The organism is Halorarius halobius, from assembly GCF_024298865.1.
Taxonomy (GTDB): Archaea; Halobacteriota; Halobacteria; order Halobacteriales; family Haloarculaceae; genus Halorarius; species Halorarius halobius.
Genome location: NZ_CP101161.1, coordinates 196,893 through 211,093 on the forward strand (window position 1 = coordinate 196,893; position 14,201 = coordinate 211,093).

The window sequence follows — 14,201 nt, forward strand, 5'->3', positions numbered from 1 at the left end:
CTACCCGCCCGCGCCGAGCGACCGGTAGCAGTCGAGCAGGTCGCCGAGCACCTGCTCGCGGCCGTACTCCGTCATCGTCTCGTCGACGCTTCGGCGGCCGAGTTCCCCCGCCTCGACGATGGCGTCGGCTATCTCCTCGGGCGTCGTCACCCGGAACCCCCGCTCGCGGCGCTCGACGAGTTCGTGAGCCGCCGACTCCGCCTGATACTCGACGATGCCGACACAGCCGCAGGCGAGCCCCCACAGCAGTTCGCTGGCGAACTGCTCGCGAAGCGCCGTGTGGACGAACACGTGGGCGCCCCGGTACAGCGCAATCCGCCGTTCGCGGTCGAGCGAGCCGTGGAACTCGACCCGGTCGTCGATGCGGAGGTCGGCGGCCTGCTGTTCGTATGCCTCGCGTTCGGGGCCGTCGCCGACGACGGCGGCCGTCCAGTCCCGGTCGCGAAGCTCCGCGAGCGCCAACAGCAGGGACTCGAGGTTGCAGTCGTCGTCGAGGCGGCGCGCGAACACCACCTCCGGCGGGTCCGCGACGGGGTCGGTCGCACGGACGACATCGAAGTCGACGAACTCCGGAAGCACCTGGGTCGCGTCCTCGGGGACGCCTTGCTCCCACACCCGCGACTCGACGAACTCGGAGGGGCACAGCACCCGGTCGGGGACGCGGGCGGCGGCGTCGCGGGTCCGCGAGTCGTCGAGCGGCTCGTCGCCGTACCAGTCGACCACGAGCGGGGCACGGGCAAGCGACGCGCCGAGTCGCGCGGACAACACCCCGCCCGGCGGTGCGGGCGTCGCGTGGACGGCGTCGGGGCGGAAGCGGGCGACGAGCGCGCCGACGCGAGCGACGAAGGAGGTGCGGGCGGGCGCGACGGTGACGGCGTGGTAGGTGACGCCGTCCTCCGCGCGGACGGTGTCGTAGCCGTCCCACCACTGGGTGCAGAACACGCGCACCTCGTGGCCGCGGGCCGCGAGCGCCTCCGCGAGCGCCACCGTCCGGGCGACGCCCTGCCGGTCCGACAGCTGTGTCGTCTCGCTGGCGACGACGGCGACGCGCATACAGGCACGGCGCAGGGGGGCCTCAAAAACCCGACGGGGAACGGTTAACGTCTCCCCGACCCTGGTGCCGGCATGGCCGACATCGAGCGGTATCTCAACGTCCGGAGCGCCCACTCGGCGTCGCTCTCGCCGTCGGGGACGCTCGCCTTCCTCATGGACACGACCGGGACGCCGCAGGTGTGGACGCTCGACGCGCCGGGCGCGTGGCCCGAACAGCGCACCTTCTTCGACGAGCGGGTGACGTTCTGCTCGTACGCGCCCGAGCGGGAGGAACTCGCGTTCGGCACCGACGAGGGCGGCAACGAGCGCATCCAGCTGTTCCGCCTCGACGCCGACGGGACGGTGACGAACTGGACCCAGCGGCCCGGCGCGAAACACCGGTGGGGCGGCTGGGACTCGACGGGCGACCGGTTCGCGTTCGCCGCGAACCGCCGCGACGAGTCGGCGTTCGACGTGTACGTGCAGGGCCGCGAGGAGACGGGCGAGGACGCCACCCGCATCCACGAGACCGACGGCTGGTACTCCGTCGCCGGATGGTCGCCCGACGACTCGACGCTCGCGCTCCACCGGGCTCACTCCAGTTTCGACCACGACGTGTACGCGCTGGACGTGGAGACGGGCGAGCGGACCCACCTCACGCCCCACGACGGCACCGTCCGCTACCAGAGCCTCTCGTGGGGGCCCGACGGCGACCTGTATCTGGTCACCGACGAGGGCCGCGATTTGCTGTATCTCGCGCGGCTCTCGCTCGACGGGAGCCTCGAGACCGTCCGCGAGGACCCCGACTGGAACATCGACGGCGTCGCCGTCGACGAGGAGTCGGGGCGACTCGTCTACTCGCGCAACGTCGACGGCTACACCGAGTTGACGGCCGCCGCTCTCGACGGTGGCCTCGACGAGTTCCCGACGCCCGCGCTCCCGGAGGGCGTGGCGGGCGGCGTCTCCTTCGGCCCCGACGGCGAGCGGTTCGCCGTCACCGCGACGGGCGACACGCACAACGCGAACGTCCACGTCGTCGACGTATCGAGCGGGGAAGACACCCGCTGGACCCACGCCGCCACCGCGGGCATCCCCCGCGAGTCGTTCGTCGACAGCGACCTCGTGCGCTACGGCACGTTCGACGGCCGCGAGATACCCGCGTTCCTCACGCTCCCCGAGGACGCCGACGGCGAGGTCCCCGTCGTCGTCGACGTCCACGGCGGCCCAGAGAGCCAGCGCCGGCCCTCGTTCTCGGCGCTGAAGCAGTACTTCGTCGCCAGCGGCTACGCGTTCTTCGAACCGAACGTCCGCGGGTCGACCGGCTACGGCAAGGCGTACACCCACCTCGACGACGTCGAGAAGCGGATGGACGCCGTCGAGGACGTCCGCTACGGCGTCGAGTGGCTCCACGACCACCCCGCCGTCGACCCCGACCGCATCGCCGTGATGGGTGGCTCCTACGGCGGGTTCGTCTGTCTCGCCTGCCTCACCGAGTACCCGACACTGTGGGCCGCTGGCGTCGACGTCGTCGGCATCGCCTCGTTCGTCACGTTCCTCGAGAACACGGGGTCGTGGCGCCGCTCCCTTCGGGAAGCGGAGTACGGCTCCCTCGAGGAGGACCGGGAGTTCCTCGAGTCCATCTCGCCGCTGAACCGCGCCCACCGCATCCGCGCGCCCCTGTTCGTCCTCCACGGCGCCAACGACCCCCGCGTCCCCGTCGGCGAGGCCGAGCAGATTGCCGAGGAAGCGAGCGAGCACGTCCCCGTCGAGAAACTCGTCTTCGAGGACGAGGGCCACGGCATCTCGAAGCTGGAGAACCGAATCGAGGCGTACACGCGCATCGTCGAGTTCCTCGACGAGCACGTCTGAAGGCCGAAGCACGTCTGAGGCCTGAAGGTTGACAACGGCGCCCGTCGTACGTACGGGCGTGTCCCTGCTCCCGTACGTCGCCGTCGTGCTCCCCGCACCGCTGGCGTTCCTCGGCGCGCGAGCCGGCCGTGGTCGGGTGTCGCCGCTCGCGGCCGTCCTGGCCGCCGGTGTCGGGACCGCACTGACCGCGGCGCTGGCCGGGACCGTCGGCGCCATCGCGGTCGCGCTCCCCGCCGAGGGGGAGGTCGCGACGACGCTGGCGACGCTTTCCGTCTACGCGATGCCGGTGCCCGCGGCGGTGCTGGCGGCCGGCACGGCGAGCGGGCTCCCGCTCCGGCGAGTGGCCCGCGGCTACGCGCTGGTCGTCGGGCCGGCGCTGGCCGCGCTGTCGGCGGCCCCGCTCGCGCCCGACGGCTGGTGGCTCGTCGCCGGCGTCGCCGCGGTCGGCGCGCTGTTGGCGGCCGGCACGCCCCTGCTGGTAGGGCGACTCGTGCCCGCTCGCCGGCCGACGCCCGCCGAACGCGCCCGCATCGGCGAGGTCGACGTGCCGGTCCGGGTGCTGTCCAGCGGTCGGCCCAACGCGCTCGCGGCCGGGCTGGTGCCCGGTCTGCGGGCCGTGTTCGTCACCGAGGGCCTGCTCGCGCGGCTCCCGCCCGCCGAGTTGCGCGCCGTCGTCGCCCACGAGGTGGGCCACCACCGGCACAACCACGTCGCCGTCCGACTCGGCGCGGTCGCCGTCTTCGTCCTGCCGTGGCTCGCGGCTACCGCCGAGGGCGTCCCCGGCGCGTTCCTCGCGGGCTGTCTGCTCGCCGTCCCGTACTCGCTCGCCGTCTTCCGGCTGATGCGCTACACGGAACTCGCGGCCGACCGGTACGCCGCCGAGCGTACCGACCCCGCGGCACTCGCGCGTGGACTTCGCCGGCTGACCGGGCCGGGACCGAGCGGCCGCCTCCGCCGGCTGTTCTCGCCGCACCCGCCGCTGGCCGACCGCCGTGCACGCCTCGCCGACCTGCCGGAGACGGTCACGTCGGCGGTCCGAAACTCCAGCCGAAACTGAGGTGTCATCCCGACATATAAACGCCGCGTGACACACCGCAGTATGGCGATTCTCGGTCCGAGAGCGGCGTGAACGATGTGGTACGTTTATCCCACGGCCACTTCTGGAGATAGACATGTCAGCGGGACCGTCGAGAGCGCGCGTGACCGCGCGGCTCGCGCAACTGCAGGACGCCTACGACGGGTTCGACGTCCGCCAGACGACGGTGAGCGTCGACCCCGCGGAGTTCGAGCGCGCCGCCGAGGACCGCGACGTGGTCGCACAGGTGGCGGTCCGGGTCCGCGACGACGACGGCCGGGCGCTGGTGGTGCCCGACGGCGAGGGGTGGGCCGACCCCGGGGGGTCGGTGGGGACGAGCCAGCCGCTCGTCGACACCGCCGTCTCGCTCGTCGAGGAGGAGACGGGCGTGGTGCCGCTCGTCGACTCGCTGGAGCGCGTCTCCATCGTCTGTGTCAACTGCGAGACGGACGACCAGTTGTACCAGCTTCACGCGCTGTTCGAGGCCCGGCCCGAGGCGGGGTCGGTCCGGCCGCCGGCGCAGTGGCGCGAGGACCCGCCCGCCGACCCGTTTTAGATGACGCCGGTGACCGTCGCCGCCTCCAGCGCGGCCTCGTGGCTGAGCCCGTCGCCCAGGATGGTGTAGCGGTCGCGTATCTCGTGGGCAGTCGTCGCCGCCTCGACGAACTGCTCGTCGTCGATGCCGAGTTCCGCGGCCGTCGTCGGCGCGTCGATGCTCTCCAGCGCGTCGCGGACGTTGCGCCACTGCCCCTGCTGGCCGGAGTGGAGATACTCGGTGACGACGCTGGCGACGCCGACCTGGTGACCGTGGAGCGCGGCGTCGGGCGCGATGCGGTCGAGTTGGTGGGATATGAGGTGTTCCGCGCCGGAGGCGGGCCGCGAGGAGCCCGCAATCGACATCGCCACGCCCGAGGAGACGAGCGCCTTGATGACGACCCACGCCGACTCCTCGAGGCCGCGCTTGATGGAGTCGGCGCGGTCGACGAGCATCTCGGCGGTCATCTGCGATAAGGCACCGGCGTACTCGCTGTACTCGACGTTTTTCAGCCGGTTGGCGAGTTGCCAGTCCTTGACCGCGGTGTAGTTGGAGATGATGTCCGCACAGCCCGCGGTCGTCAGCTCCCAGGGGGCGTCCGCGACGAGTTCGGTGTCCGCGACCACCGCCAGCGGCGGGTCCGCGGCGACCGAGTGGCGGGTGTCGCCCTCCGGGACGGAGCCCCGCCCGGAGACGATGCCGTCGTGGGAGGCGGCGGTGGGGACGCTCACGAACCCCCGGTCGGTCGTGTCGGCGGCCATCTTCGCGATGTCGATGGCCTTGCCGCCGCCCAGGCCGACGAGGAAGCCCGCGTCCTCGCGTTCGACGGTGTCGACGACGCGCTCGACCGTCTCGAACTTCGCCTCCTCGACGACTTCGGTGACCGGCTCCTGACCCGCCTCGCGGAACTGGGCGCGGAGCCGGTCGCCCGCGATGTCGTTCGGCGTCGGCGAGGTGACCAGGAGTGGTCGGCCGTCGAGGTACAACTCGGAGACGGCCTCGACGGTCCGGTCCAGGACGCCGTGGCCCACGACGACGTTCCGGGGGAGCCGAATCCACGTCGACTTCTCGAACATACCCCCGAGTCGACCCGGGCGTTCAAACCCTTTCGGTTAGAGCGTCTCCAGCACCCCCAGTACGCGCTCCTCGGCCTCGCGGTCCGGGCCGTTCTCGCGGCCGGTGCGGTCGCTCGCCCGGTGGTCCGCGACGGTCGCGGCCAGCGCCTCCTCGTGGGGCGTCGGCCGCCAGCCGAGCGAACGGAGCTTGTTCGTGTCGAGGAGATGCGGATACTCGCGGTAGATGGGGAAGTCGGTGAGTTCGACGTCCGCGGCGGCGAGTTCCCGCGCGCCGGCGGTGACTATCTCGACGGAGGTGTCGCAGGCCTCGGCCAGCAGGTCGACCCACTCGCGCAGGATTGGCGCGTGGCCGTCGCCGACGTTGTACGCCTCGCCCGCCTCGCCGCGTTCGGCGACGGTCCGGAGCGCGCTCGCCACGTCCTTCACGTACACGAGATGCCAGAGGTTCGTCCCGTCGCCCGGGACGACCACGCGGTCGTGGCTGTCGGCTCTGTCTATCCAGTAGTCGAACCGCTCGGTGTAGTCGTGGGGGCCGTAGACGACGGGCGGCCGGACCGCCATCGCGTTCACCCCCTGCTCTGCCGCCGAGAACACCGCGCGGTCGCCCTCGGCTTTCCGGTTGCCGTACGTCTCCATCGTGTCGTCGGTCGCCTGCTCGGTCGTGCAGTCGTGGAGCGGCGTCTCGTCTTCGCGTTTGGGGATGCGCTCGGCGCCGTACGAGGCCCCCGAGGAGACGTAGACGTACGCGTCGACGTCGGCGAACACGTCCGTCGCCGTGCGCACGTCGACCGGCTGGTAGGCGACGCAGTCGACGACCACGTCGGGGTCGACGCGCTCGCGGGCCAGTCGCAGGCGGCCTTCTTCCTTCCGGTCGCCCTCGAAGTGGTCGACCCTGTCGTCGTCTGCGAAGGGGTTGTCGTGGGTCCCGCGGTTGAACACCGTGACCGTATAGTCGTTCTCGAGGAACTCCGAGACGGTGTGGCGGCCGATGAACCGCGTGCCGCCGATGACCAAGGCGTGGTCGGACATACTCGCCCTGCGGCCGCCGGGGGGAAAACGGTTGCTCGTCGGGCTACCGCCACAGCCGCGCGAAGGCGTCGAAGAACTCCTCGTCGGTGTCGGCGGGTTCGAGCCGTGCGCCCAGACGTTCGGCACGCTCGGCCACGTCGTCGAGATGCTCCTCCAGGCGGTCGCGGTACTGCTCGCGGCGGCGTCGGCCGACGTGGGTACGCAGTCGGGACTCCGTCTCGGGGTTCTCGATGAGGGCGTCGCCCGACACCGGTAGCTCCCGCTCCTCGGGAGTGAGCACTTGCGCCAGCAGGAGTTCGTTGCGCGCGAGCGCCGCCAGCCCCGATTCGAGGTCGTCGGGGTCCGTCAGGAAGTCGCTACAGACGAGCACGACGGAGCGGGAGCCGACGCGGTCGGCGTACGACTCCAGGGCCGCGCCGACCGCGCCCTCGCCCGACGGCTCCACGTCGTTACAGCGGTCCACGAGCGCGAGAACCTCGCCCCGGGAGGAGCGGGCGCGGTCGAGTCGGTCGATGCCGCGGTCGAACAGCGCGACCCGGAACTCGTCGTGTTCGCGCGCGAGCAGGTAGGCGAACCCCAGTCCGAGTTTCGCCGCACGCTCGAACTTCGGGGGGTCGCCGTACCCCATCGACCCCGTCGCGTCGAGCAGGACGTGGAGGGTGCGCGACCGCTCCACCTCGAACTGTTTGACGTACAGTTCCTCGGTGCGGGCGTACAGTTTCCAGTCGACGAGGCCGGTGTCGTCGCCGGGCGCGTACCGGCGGTAGTCCGCGAACGTCAGCCCCTCGCCGCGGTCCGCGGAGCGCTGGTCGCCGCGGTGGCGGGCCGCTACCTCGGGCCCGGCGCTGGCGAACCGCTCCAACTCGTCCAGAAACCCCGGGTCGATTGTCATAGCAGGTCGTCGATGACGTCGTCGGGCGTCGCCCCCTCGCGCTCGGCCCGGAAGTCGACGCCGACGCGGTGGCGGAACACCGGCTTCGCCATCGCCTCCACGTCGTCCTCGCTGACGTACGACCGGCCCTCAAGCAGGGCACGCGCCTTCGCCGTGACGACAAGCGCCATGCTCGCGCGGGGGCTCGCGCCGAAGTCGATGCGGTCGGCTTCGCGGGTCGCCCTGACGAGGTCGACCGCGTGCTCCTCGATGTCGTCGGCGATGGGTACCTCCCGGACCAGCCGCTGGGCCGCGAGCAGTTCCTCCGCGGAGAGCACCTGCTCGACCGGAATGGCCTCGTCCACGCGGGTCGTGTACCGGTCGACGATTTCGAGTTCCTCGTCGCGGGAGGGGTAGTCGACGAGCAGTTTGAGCAGGAAGCGGTCGGCCTGCGCCTCCGGGAGCCGGTAGGTCCCCTCCTGCTCGATGGGGTTCTGGGTCGCCAGCAGGAAGAACGGCTCCGGGAGCGGGCGCGTCTCGCCGCCCGCGGTCACCTGCTGTTCCTCCATCGCTTCCAGCAGGGCGGCCTGCGTCTTCGGCGTCGCGCGGTTTATCTCGTCGGCGAGGACGACGTTGGCGAACACGGGGCCCTCCTCGAAGTCGAACGTCCGACCCGAATCCGTCTCGCGGATGACCTCCGTGCCCGTGATGTCAGAGGGCATCAGGTCGGGGGTGTTCTGCACCCGCGAGAAGGAGAGGTCCGTCACGGCCGCCAGCGTGCGGACGGTGAGCGTCTTCGCCAGCCCCGGGTTCGACTCCAGCAGGGCGTTGCCGTCACACAGCAGACAGACGAGCAGGCGGTCGAGCAGTTCCTCCTGGCCGATGAGCCGGCGGCCCACCTGCTCGCGGACCGCGTCGAGTCGGTGTTGCAGGGTCTCTACGTCGAGGTCGGTGGTGGTGTCGTCAGTCGTCATCGTCTCGAATTTCGAGGTTGTACTCGCGGATGATGTCGGCGTTCGCCACGTCGTCCGATTCGGAGAAGCCCGCACGCTGGGCCTCGTAGGCCCCTTCGCCGGCGTAGCCGCCGGTGTCGTAGCTCTCGTCGATGCCGCCGGAACGCTCGCCGTCGCCGGCCTGGCCGCCGACCGACGCGGACTCGTTTTGACTCCCCTCGGAGACGTTCGTGGGCGTCCCGAGCACGGCGTCACCGTCCTGGAGCCCGCCGTAATCGTCGTCGGGAGGCGCATCGCCCACCCCACCCCCGTCGGGGGCGGGCGCGGGCGGCGCGGCGACGGTGATGCCGGCCACCGTCGCCTGCACGGTGACGGCGGCGACGGCGACGGCGACGACGACCGTACCGGCCAGCCGCCGGCCGTCGAGCAGGCCGCGGCTCGACGCCGCCCGCAACTCGCTCAGCACGTCGGCGTACAGCCGGTTTGCGACCTGCGAGTCGAGGCCGGCGTCGGCGGCGTCCCGAGCCGTCCGGAGCGCCTCGGCCACCTCGGGGTTGGCCTCCTCGAACCGCTCGACGAGCGGCCGTCGGATGCGCACGCCGAGTTCGACCAGCAGGACGAGCAGGCCGACGCCGGCGGCGACGAACGCGCGCTCGGGGAACCCGCCGACGACGGGCACGCCGTTGGCCGCCGACAGCAGGAGGTTGGCGACGAGCACGGCCACTGCGCCGTCGACGACGGCGTACAGCACCGCGGCCTTCACTCCCTCGCGGCGAACCGCCGTCACCGCCTCCTGTACCCGGGCGCGGCGCTCGGCGGGGTCGGCCGGCACGTCCTCGCTCACGACGACCCCCCCGTCGGCGTCGACTCGCGGCACTCCTCCAGTTCCTCGCGGAGTCGGTCGTTCTCCTCGCGGAGGTCCTCGACGGTTTCGGTCAGCATCTCCACCTCCGCGCGGAGCTGTTCGCGCTCGTCGAGCAGTTCCTCCTGTTTGGACTCCAGTTCCTCGACCCGCGTTTCGAGCTCCAGACGCCGCTGTTCGAGCTGGTCGACCTCGTCGGAGAGCTCCGAGACCCGCTGGCGAGCGGACTCCAGCTCCTGCTCGGTGCTCGACAGCTCGTCGCGGGCGTCCGCGAGCTGGTTTTTCGCCGTCGCCAGCTCCCGCTCCGTGGTCCGGAGCTTCTCGGTCACCGACTGGAGGTCCGTCTGCCGTGTCTGGATGGAGGCGTTCAGCTCCTGGAGCCGCTGTTGGGTCGAGTCGAGTCGTTGCTGGGCCTCGTCGAGGTTCCCCTGCAGTTGCTCGTTGCGCTGTTCGAGCTTCTGGTTCTGCTGGCGGAGCTCCTCCATCGAGTCCTGGTAGTAGATGGTCGCGCCGGCGGTGCCGACAAGCGACAGACAGAGGAGTCCGAGCAGAACGCCGTTGATGCTGTCTCCGATGTTCATGGTTGGCTCCGAATCGCTGAGAGTCGTCTGGCGACCGTCTCGAGGAGGAACGCCGCGAGCGCGGCCAGGAGGAACGCCCACCCCCACTCCGTGCGTACGTCGCGGGTCCGCCGCGCCCGCTCGGTCACCGTCCGCGCTATCGCGGCGGCCTCGCTCGGCGCGAACACGCGCCCCCCGGTCCGCTCGACGGCGGCGTCGAGCGCGTCGCTCTGCCCGAGCGCCCCGTACTCGCGGGGGTAGTTCGCGGCGAAGGTGGCGCCGGCCACCTCCTGGAACCCGACGCTATCGGGCTGGACCGTCGCCGCGTACGTGTCGGGGGCGACCCGGCGGAACGACGGGGGTGGGGCGGGCCGCTCGCTCCCCGTGTAGCGGACCGTCGTCGCCGCGCCGACCCGCGTGTCGGCGGCGGTGGCCCCGTCGCCTTGGGTCGGGTCGCCGACCGCCCAGTTGACCGACTTCGAGACGACCAGCGAGTCCGGTCGCTCCAGCAGGCCGTCGAGCGTCCCGTCGGCGCCGTAGGCGGTGATGGAGACGACGCGACCCAGCCCGTAGCGCCACTGCGCGACTGCGGGCTGGCCGTCGCTCGTCGCCACGAGGTAGTCGGCGCCGGATTTCACCGCGACGTCGTTGGCCTTCGCGGGGTCGGCCGTGAGCTCGAGCCCAGCAGTGATGAACTGCGAGCCGTCGACGACGGTGAGCGTGTCGCCCGAGTACGTACGCGAGGGGCCACCGAACAGCAGGCGGAGCCGGCTCGTCTGGCCGGCCCGCAGATACGTGCCGCCAGTCGTCCCGGCGATGCTACGCAACAGCGGCTCGTTCACGTCCTGTCCGACGCCGACGCTGACGATTCGGACGCCGTTGCTCGCCATCCGTTCGGCCACGGCGCGGGCCTCGCTCCCGTCGGTGACGCCGTCCGACAGCAGGATGACCGTCCCCGGGCCGTCGAGTTTGTCCGCGGCACCCTGCAGACCGGTGCCGAGATACGTCACGCCGCCGCTCTTCAGCCGGCGTATCTTCCGGGAGAGCTCGGTCCGGTTGCCCTCCAGCGGCCGGACGTCCGCGACGTCGTAGGCGGCGTAGTCGAACGCGACTAGCCCGACCCGGTTGCCGCCGCCCAACTGGTCGAGCACGTCCAGCGCGAGCGACTTCTGGACGGCCATTCCACGCTTCGAACTGCCGGAGGCGTCGACGAGCAGGACGATGCGGGCGGTGCGCCCGCTCTCGTTGCCCGTCGACACCGGGAGCATCGACCCGAGCGAGGAGTTGCCGTAGTCGCCGGCCGCGTAGGCGTCGTCGCCGCCGGCCACAACGAGCCCCGTCCCGTCGATGACCGCTCGCTGGAGCGCCGAGACGTTGCCCGCCGCGTCGGCCGGCACGTCACGCATCACGACCGTCTGGTACGGCGAGAGGTCCGACGGGACCCGTTCGCGACGGGTGACGTTGTAGAGGCGGTCGAGCAAGCCGCCCAGCGGGTACTCCCCCTGCGCGACGTACAGCACGCGGGGCCGGGGGACGACCCGGACCGTCCGCCGGTAGGTGTCGTCGACGCCGAACCGGTCGTCGCTCTCGACGGTGACGGTCAGCCGGTGGGTTCCCACCTCGTCGAACGCGTAGGTGAACTGCGCGCGGCCGGTGCCGTCGACGGTGTCGGTGAACACGACCGTCTCGTTCGTCCGGACGGTGACGGTGGCGGAGGCGTCGGCGTTCACGCCGCCGACCGACACGAGGAAGGCGTTGCTCACGCCGACGCTCGTGGTGGCGGGACCGGCAAGCGAGACGCGGCGGTCGGTCGCGGTCGCTTCCACGTCGACGGCGTGGACGGTGGCGTTCGCGCGGGCCGCGACGCCGGCGGCCGACGACAGCGAGCGCCCGCCGGTCACCTGCCCGTCGGAGACGACGAGCAACGAGCCGTTTGGCTCGACGTTGGCGACGACGCCGTCGCCCACCCGCGAACTGTTGCCCGAGGCGACGACGCGACTGGTGACGGGGACGCCCCGCTCCTCGATGCGGGCCGCCAGCGCGTCCGGGTCGGCGTCGGTCGCCGCCATGCTGGTCGACTCGTCGACGAGCATGGTGACCCGCGGGTCGCCGGCCGTCTCCATCGTCTGGACGGTGTACGGGCCGGCCGCGGCGACGACCAGACAGACGACGACCAGCATGCGGGCCGCGAGAAACAGCGCCCGCTTGCGTCGCGGCCAGTCGCCGCGGGCCCGCACGAGCGCCAGCGCCGCGACCACCGCCACCGCGACGGGGAGCGCTAGCAGGTAGCGCGGCCGCGCGACCGCGAGGTCGATGCCGGCGACGGTGACCCCCGCCATCAGAGGTCACCCCGGTAGCGGAGCAGACCCACCTCACAGACGACCAGCAGGACGGCCGCCAGCGCCGGATACATCGAGAGGTCCTTCGGCACCTGCCGGGTCTCCGTGCGCTCCCGGACCGGGCCGTCCGCGTCCGCCGAGAGGTCCGGCGCCGAGACGTTCGACTCCGCGCGGTCCAGAAGCGAGACGCCGACCCGCTGGTCGCCGTAGCGGTAGAACCCCACCGCATCCAGCGACGTGGGGCCGGTCGTCTCGCCGTCGGGGCCCCGGACGGTCGTGTCGTTGCTCACCTCCAGGGTGGTGCCCGCCTCACGGTTCGTCGCCGGGAGGGGGTCACGGCCCGCCGTCTCGTAGACGACCCGCTTCCAGAACACGGGGAACTGGTAGTTGTAGCGGAACGACGAGTCGGGGGGGTAGCCGTAGTACAGCACGCGCCCATCGCCGAGACCCGCGCGGGCGACGAGCGGGCTCCCGTCGGCCCGCACCACTGCGGCTCCCCGGGTGAGTTCTGCGGTCACGTATTCGTTCGGTGGCGGGAACGAGATGCCGCGGGTGAGCCGGTCGCTTCGCACCCGAACCGAGGGGTTCGAGGCGTTGCCGGTCACCCGGAGCGGGAGCAGGTCACGGTACGCGACCGCACCGAGCCCCGACTGGGCAGTGACGACGACCCCGCCGCCCGAGCGGGCGACGTCGCCGGCCGACTCCACGGTCGACCGGAGCAGTCGGTCGGGGGCGACGCTCCCGAACACGACGACGTCGTAGTCGCCACCGACCGTCGTCGGCGGGTTCTTGACGGTCACGTCCACCTCGTCGAGCACCCGGAGCGCGGTGAGGAAGTTCCGGTCCTCGTCGTTGGTCACCACCAGCACGTCGACCGTCCGGGTGTCGGGGCCGGCGACGTACAGCGTGTCGTCGACGGGGAACGCGTCGCTCCCCGACAGCCGGATGCGGGTCTCGCCCGCGGGCACCGGGAGCGTCACCGTCGCGGCGTCGCCCGGCGCCAACTCGAGGGTGCGGGTCGCGTTGCCGTGGCCGACGCGGCGCGTGACCTGCTCGTCGCCGTAGTTCTGGACGGACAGCGTCACCGACGTCCGGCCGTACTCGGCGGCGACGATGCCGACGTTGTCGACGCTCTCACCGACCGGTCGCAACTCGACAGTGAGCCCGCGGGCGCGGGCCGTCGCCACCGTCTCGCGCCAGCCGTCGACGCCGGCGAAGTCGCTGACGACGACGACGCGCGACTCTGGGCCGGCGACGGCGGCGGCGCGTCTGATGGCCGCCGACAGGTCGCCCGGCGCGTCCGTCGTCGTCACCTCGTCGAGCGCCTCGCGAGCGTCGGGCGGCCCGCCGCCGCGCAGGCGGACCCGCGGGCGGGCGCCGGCGGTCACGACGGAGGTTGTCTCCGTGACGGCCTCCCGCGCTTCGGCGAGCGCGCGGTCGAACCGCGTCTCCCCGTCGCCGACGGTCATGCTGGCGCTGGTGTCGACCACGACCACCGTCTCGGCGACGCTGGTCTCGCGAGCGACCGTGACGTACGGACCCGCGAGCGCGAGCGCGACGGCCGCGACCAGCAGTATCTGCACGAGCAGGACGAGGCTACGCTTGAGCCGCGCGAGCGCGGGGCTGTCGCTGGCCGTGCCCTCGCCCTCCGTCAGGAACTCGACGGTCGGGAGCCGGAGTCGGCGTGGGTCCGGCCGTACGAGATACAGGAGGACGAGCGGGACGACGGCCGCGAGCGCGAGCAGACCGAGCGGCGTCGCGAACAGCTCCTGAAGGGCGGCCACACCCGAGCTTTCAGGCGAACAAGTAAATGTCTTGCAGTCAGTTCAACGGGAATTGTAGCTATCCGGCAGGAACGGTCGGCCGGCGTCGGTGGTTGCTACGGGGGGCGTGGTCGGCCAATCGTCGCCGGTTGCCACGACGCCGACACCCGTCAGTCGTCGACGGTTGCCACGACGCCGACACCCGTCAGTCGTCGCCGGTTGCCACGACGCCGACAC

At 71.9% G+C, this 14,201-nt stretch carries 12 protein-coding genes; 3 read left to right on the top strand and 9 right to left on the bottom strand.

Going from position 1 to position 14,201, the window contains the following annotated elements; all coding sequences use genetic code 11:
* Window positions 1–1,053: a glycosyltransferase family 4 protein gene (locus tag NL112_RS01040; protein ID WP_255150768.1), complete on the bottom strand. Its 1,053-nt coding sequence runs from the start codon at window positions 1,051–1,053 to the stop codon at window positions 1–3.
* Between the two features lie 72 nt (window positions 1,054–1,125).
* On the opposite strand from NL112_RS01040, the gene NL112_RS01045 reads away from it, so the two are divergent.
* From NL112_RS01045 to NL112_RS01055, 3 genes are all read left to right on the top strand, one after another.
* Window positions 1,126–2,901, top strand: a complete 1,776-nt coding sequence (locus tag NL112_RS01045) for a S9 family peptidase (RefSeq protein ID WP_255150769.1) — start codon at window positions 1,126–1,128, stop codon at window positions 2,899–2,901.
* 58 nt (window positions 2,902–2,959) lie between these two features.
* Window positions 2,960–3,958, top strand: a complete 999-nt coding sequence (locus NL112_RS01050) for a M48 family metallopeptidase (protein WP_255150770.1) — start codon at window positions 2,960–2,962, stop codon at window positions 3,956–3,958.
* A 115-nt stretch (window positions 3,959–4,073) separates the two neighbouring features.
* Window positions 4,074–4,532, top strand: a complete 459-nt coding sequence (locus tag NL112_RS01055) for an NUDIX hydrolase (protein WP_255150771.1) — start codon at window positions 4,074–4,076, stop codon at window positions 4,530–4,532.
* Here the strand turns inward: NL112_RS01055 and NL112_RS01060 are convergent.
* Genes NL112_RS01060 through NL112_RS01095 form a run of 8 tightly spaced genes read right to left on the bottom strand, consistent with a single transcriptional unit; the run spans window position 4,529 to window position 13,985 of the window.
* The gene (locus tag NL112_RS01060; protein WP_255150772.1) at window positions 4,529–5,587 is read right to left on the bottom strand and encodes an NAD(P)-dependent glycerol-1-phosphate dehydrogenase; all 1,059 of its coding nucleotides are present in this window, start codon (window positions 5,585–5,587) and stop codon (window positions 4,529–4,531) included. The genes NL112_RS01055 and NL112_RS01060 overlap by 4 nt on opposite strands.
* Before the next feature lie 36 nt (window positions 5,588–5,623).
* The gene (locus tag NL112_RS01065) at window positions 5,624–6,616 is read right to left on the bottom strand and encodes an NAD-dependent epimerase/dehydratase family protein (protein WP_255150773.1); all 993 of its coding nucleotides are present in this window, start codon (window positions 6,614–6,616) and stop codon (window positions 5,624–5,626) included.
* A 43-nt stretch (window positions 6,617–6,659) separates the two neighbouring features.
* Window positions 6,660–7,508 (bottom strand): DUF58 domain-containing protein, encoded by an 849-nt coding sequence (locus tag NL112_RS01070; protein WP_255150774.1) that lies wholly within the window; start codon window positions 7,506–7,508, stop codon window positions 6,660–6,662.
* Window positions 7,505–8,461: an AAA family ATPase gene (locus NL112_RS01075; protein ID WP_255150775.1), complete on the bottom strand. Its 957-nt coding sequence runs from the start codon at window positions 8,459–8,461 to the stop codon at window positions 7,505–7,507. The genes NL112_RS01070 and NL112_RS01075 overlap by 4 nt, the downstream gene beginning before the upstream one ends.
* Window positions 8,451–9,317: a DUF7502 family protein gene (locus NL112_RS01080; protein ID WP_255150776.1), complete on the bottom strand. Its 867-nt coding sequence runs from the start codon at window positions 9,315–9,317 to the stop codon at window positions 8,451–8,453. Before NL112_RS01080 ends, NL112_RS01075 begins: the two co-directional genes overlap by 11 nt.
* Entirely contained in the window at window positions 9,281–9,883 is a 603-nt protein-coding gene (locus NL112_RS01085; protein WP_255150777.1) for a chromosome partitioning protein, read from the bottom strand. The genes NL112_RS01080 and NL112_RS01085 overlap by 37 nt, the downstream gene beginning before the upstream one ends.
* The gene (locus tag NL112_RS01090; protein WP_255150778.1) at window positions 9,880–12,201 is read right to left on the bottom strand and encodes a vWA domain-containing protein; all 2,322 of its coding nucleotides are present in this window, start codon (window positions 12,199–12,201) and stop codon (window positions 9,880–9,882) included. Before NL112_RS01090 ends, NL112_RS01085 begins: the two co-directional genes overlap by 4 nt.
* On the bottom strand, window positions 12,201–13,985 hold the full coding sequence (locus NL112_RS01095) for a vWA domain-containing protein (protein WP_255150779.1): 1,785 nt from the start codon (window positions 13,983–13,985) through the stop codon (window positions 12,201–12,203). Before NL112_RS01095 ends, NL112_RS01090 begins: the two co-directional genes overlap by 1 nt.
* Window positions 13,986–14,201 lie beyond the last annotated feature (216 nt).

Bases quoted from the DNA above. Each gene is read 5' to 3' on its own strand.
- NL112_RS01040 (WP_255150768.1), bottom strand. From the start codon at position 1,053: ATGCGCGTCGCCGTCGTCGCCAGCGAGACGACACAGCTGTCGGACCGG.
- NL112_RS01045 (WP_255150769.1), top strand. From the start codon at position 1,126: ATGGCCGACATCGAGCGGTATCTCAACGTCCGGAGCGCCCACTCGGCG.
- NL112_RS01055 (WP_255150771.1), top strand. From the start codon at position 4,074: ATGTCAGCGGGACCGTCGAGAGCGCGCGTGACCGCGCGGCTCGCGCAA.
- NL112_RS01060 (WP_255150772.1), bottom strand. From the start codon at position 5,587: ATGTTCGAGAAGTCGACGTGGATTCGGCTCCCCCGGAACGTCGTCGTG.
- NL112_RS01065 (WP_255150773.1), bottom strand. From the start codon at position 6,616: ATGTCCGACCACGCCTTGGTCATCGGCGGCACGCGGTTCATCGGCCGC.
- NL112_RS01070 (WP_255150774.1), bottom strand. From the start codon at position 7,508: ATGACAATCGACCCGGGGTTTCTGGACGAGTTGGAGCGGTTCGCCAGC.
- NL112_RS01075 (WP_255150775.1), bottom strand. From the start codon at position 8,461: ATGACGACTGACGACACCACCACCGACCTCGACGTAGAGACCCTGCAA.
- NL112_RS01085 (WP_255150777.1), bottom strand. From the start codon at position 9,883: ATGAACATCGGAGACAGCATCAACGGCGTTCTGCTCGGACTCCTCTGT.
- NL112_RS01090 (WP_255150778.1), bottom strand. From the start codon at position 12,201: ATGGCGGGGGTCACCGTCGCCGGCATCGACCTCGCGGTCGCGCGGCCG.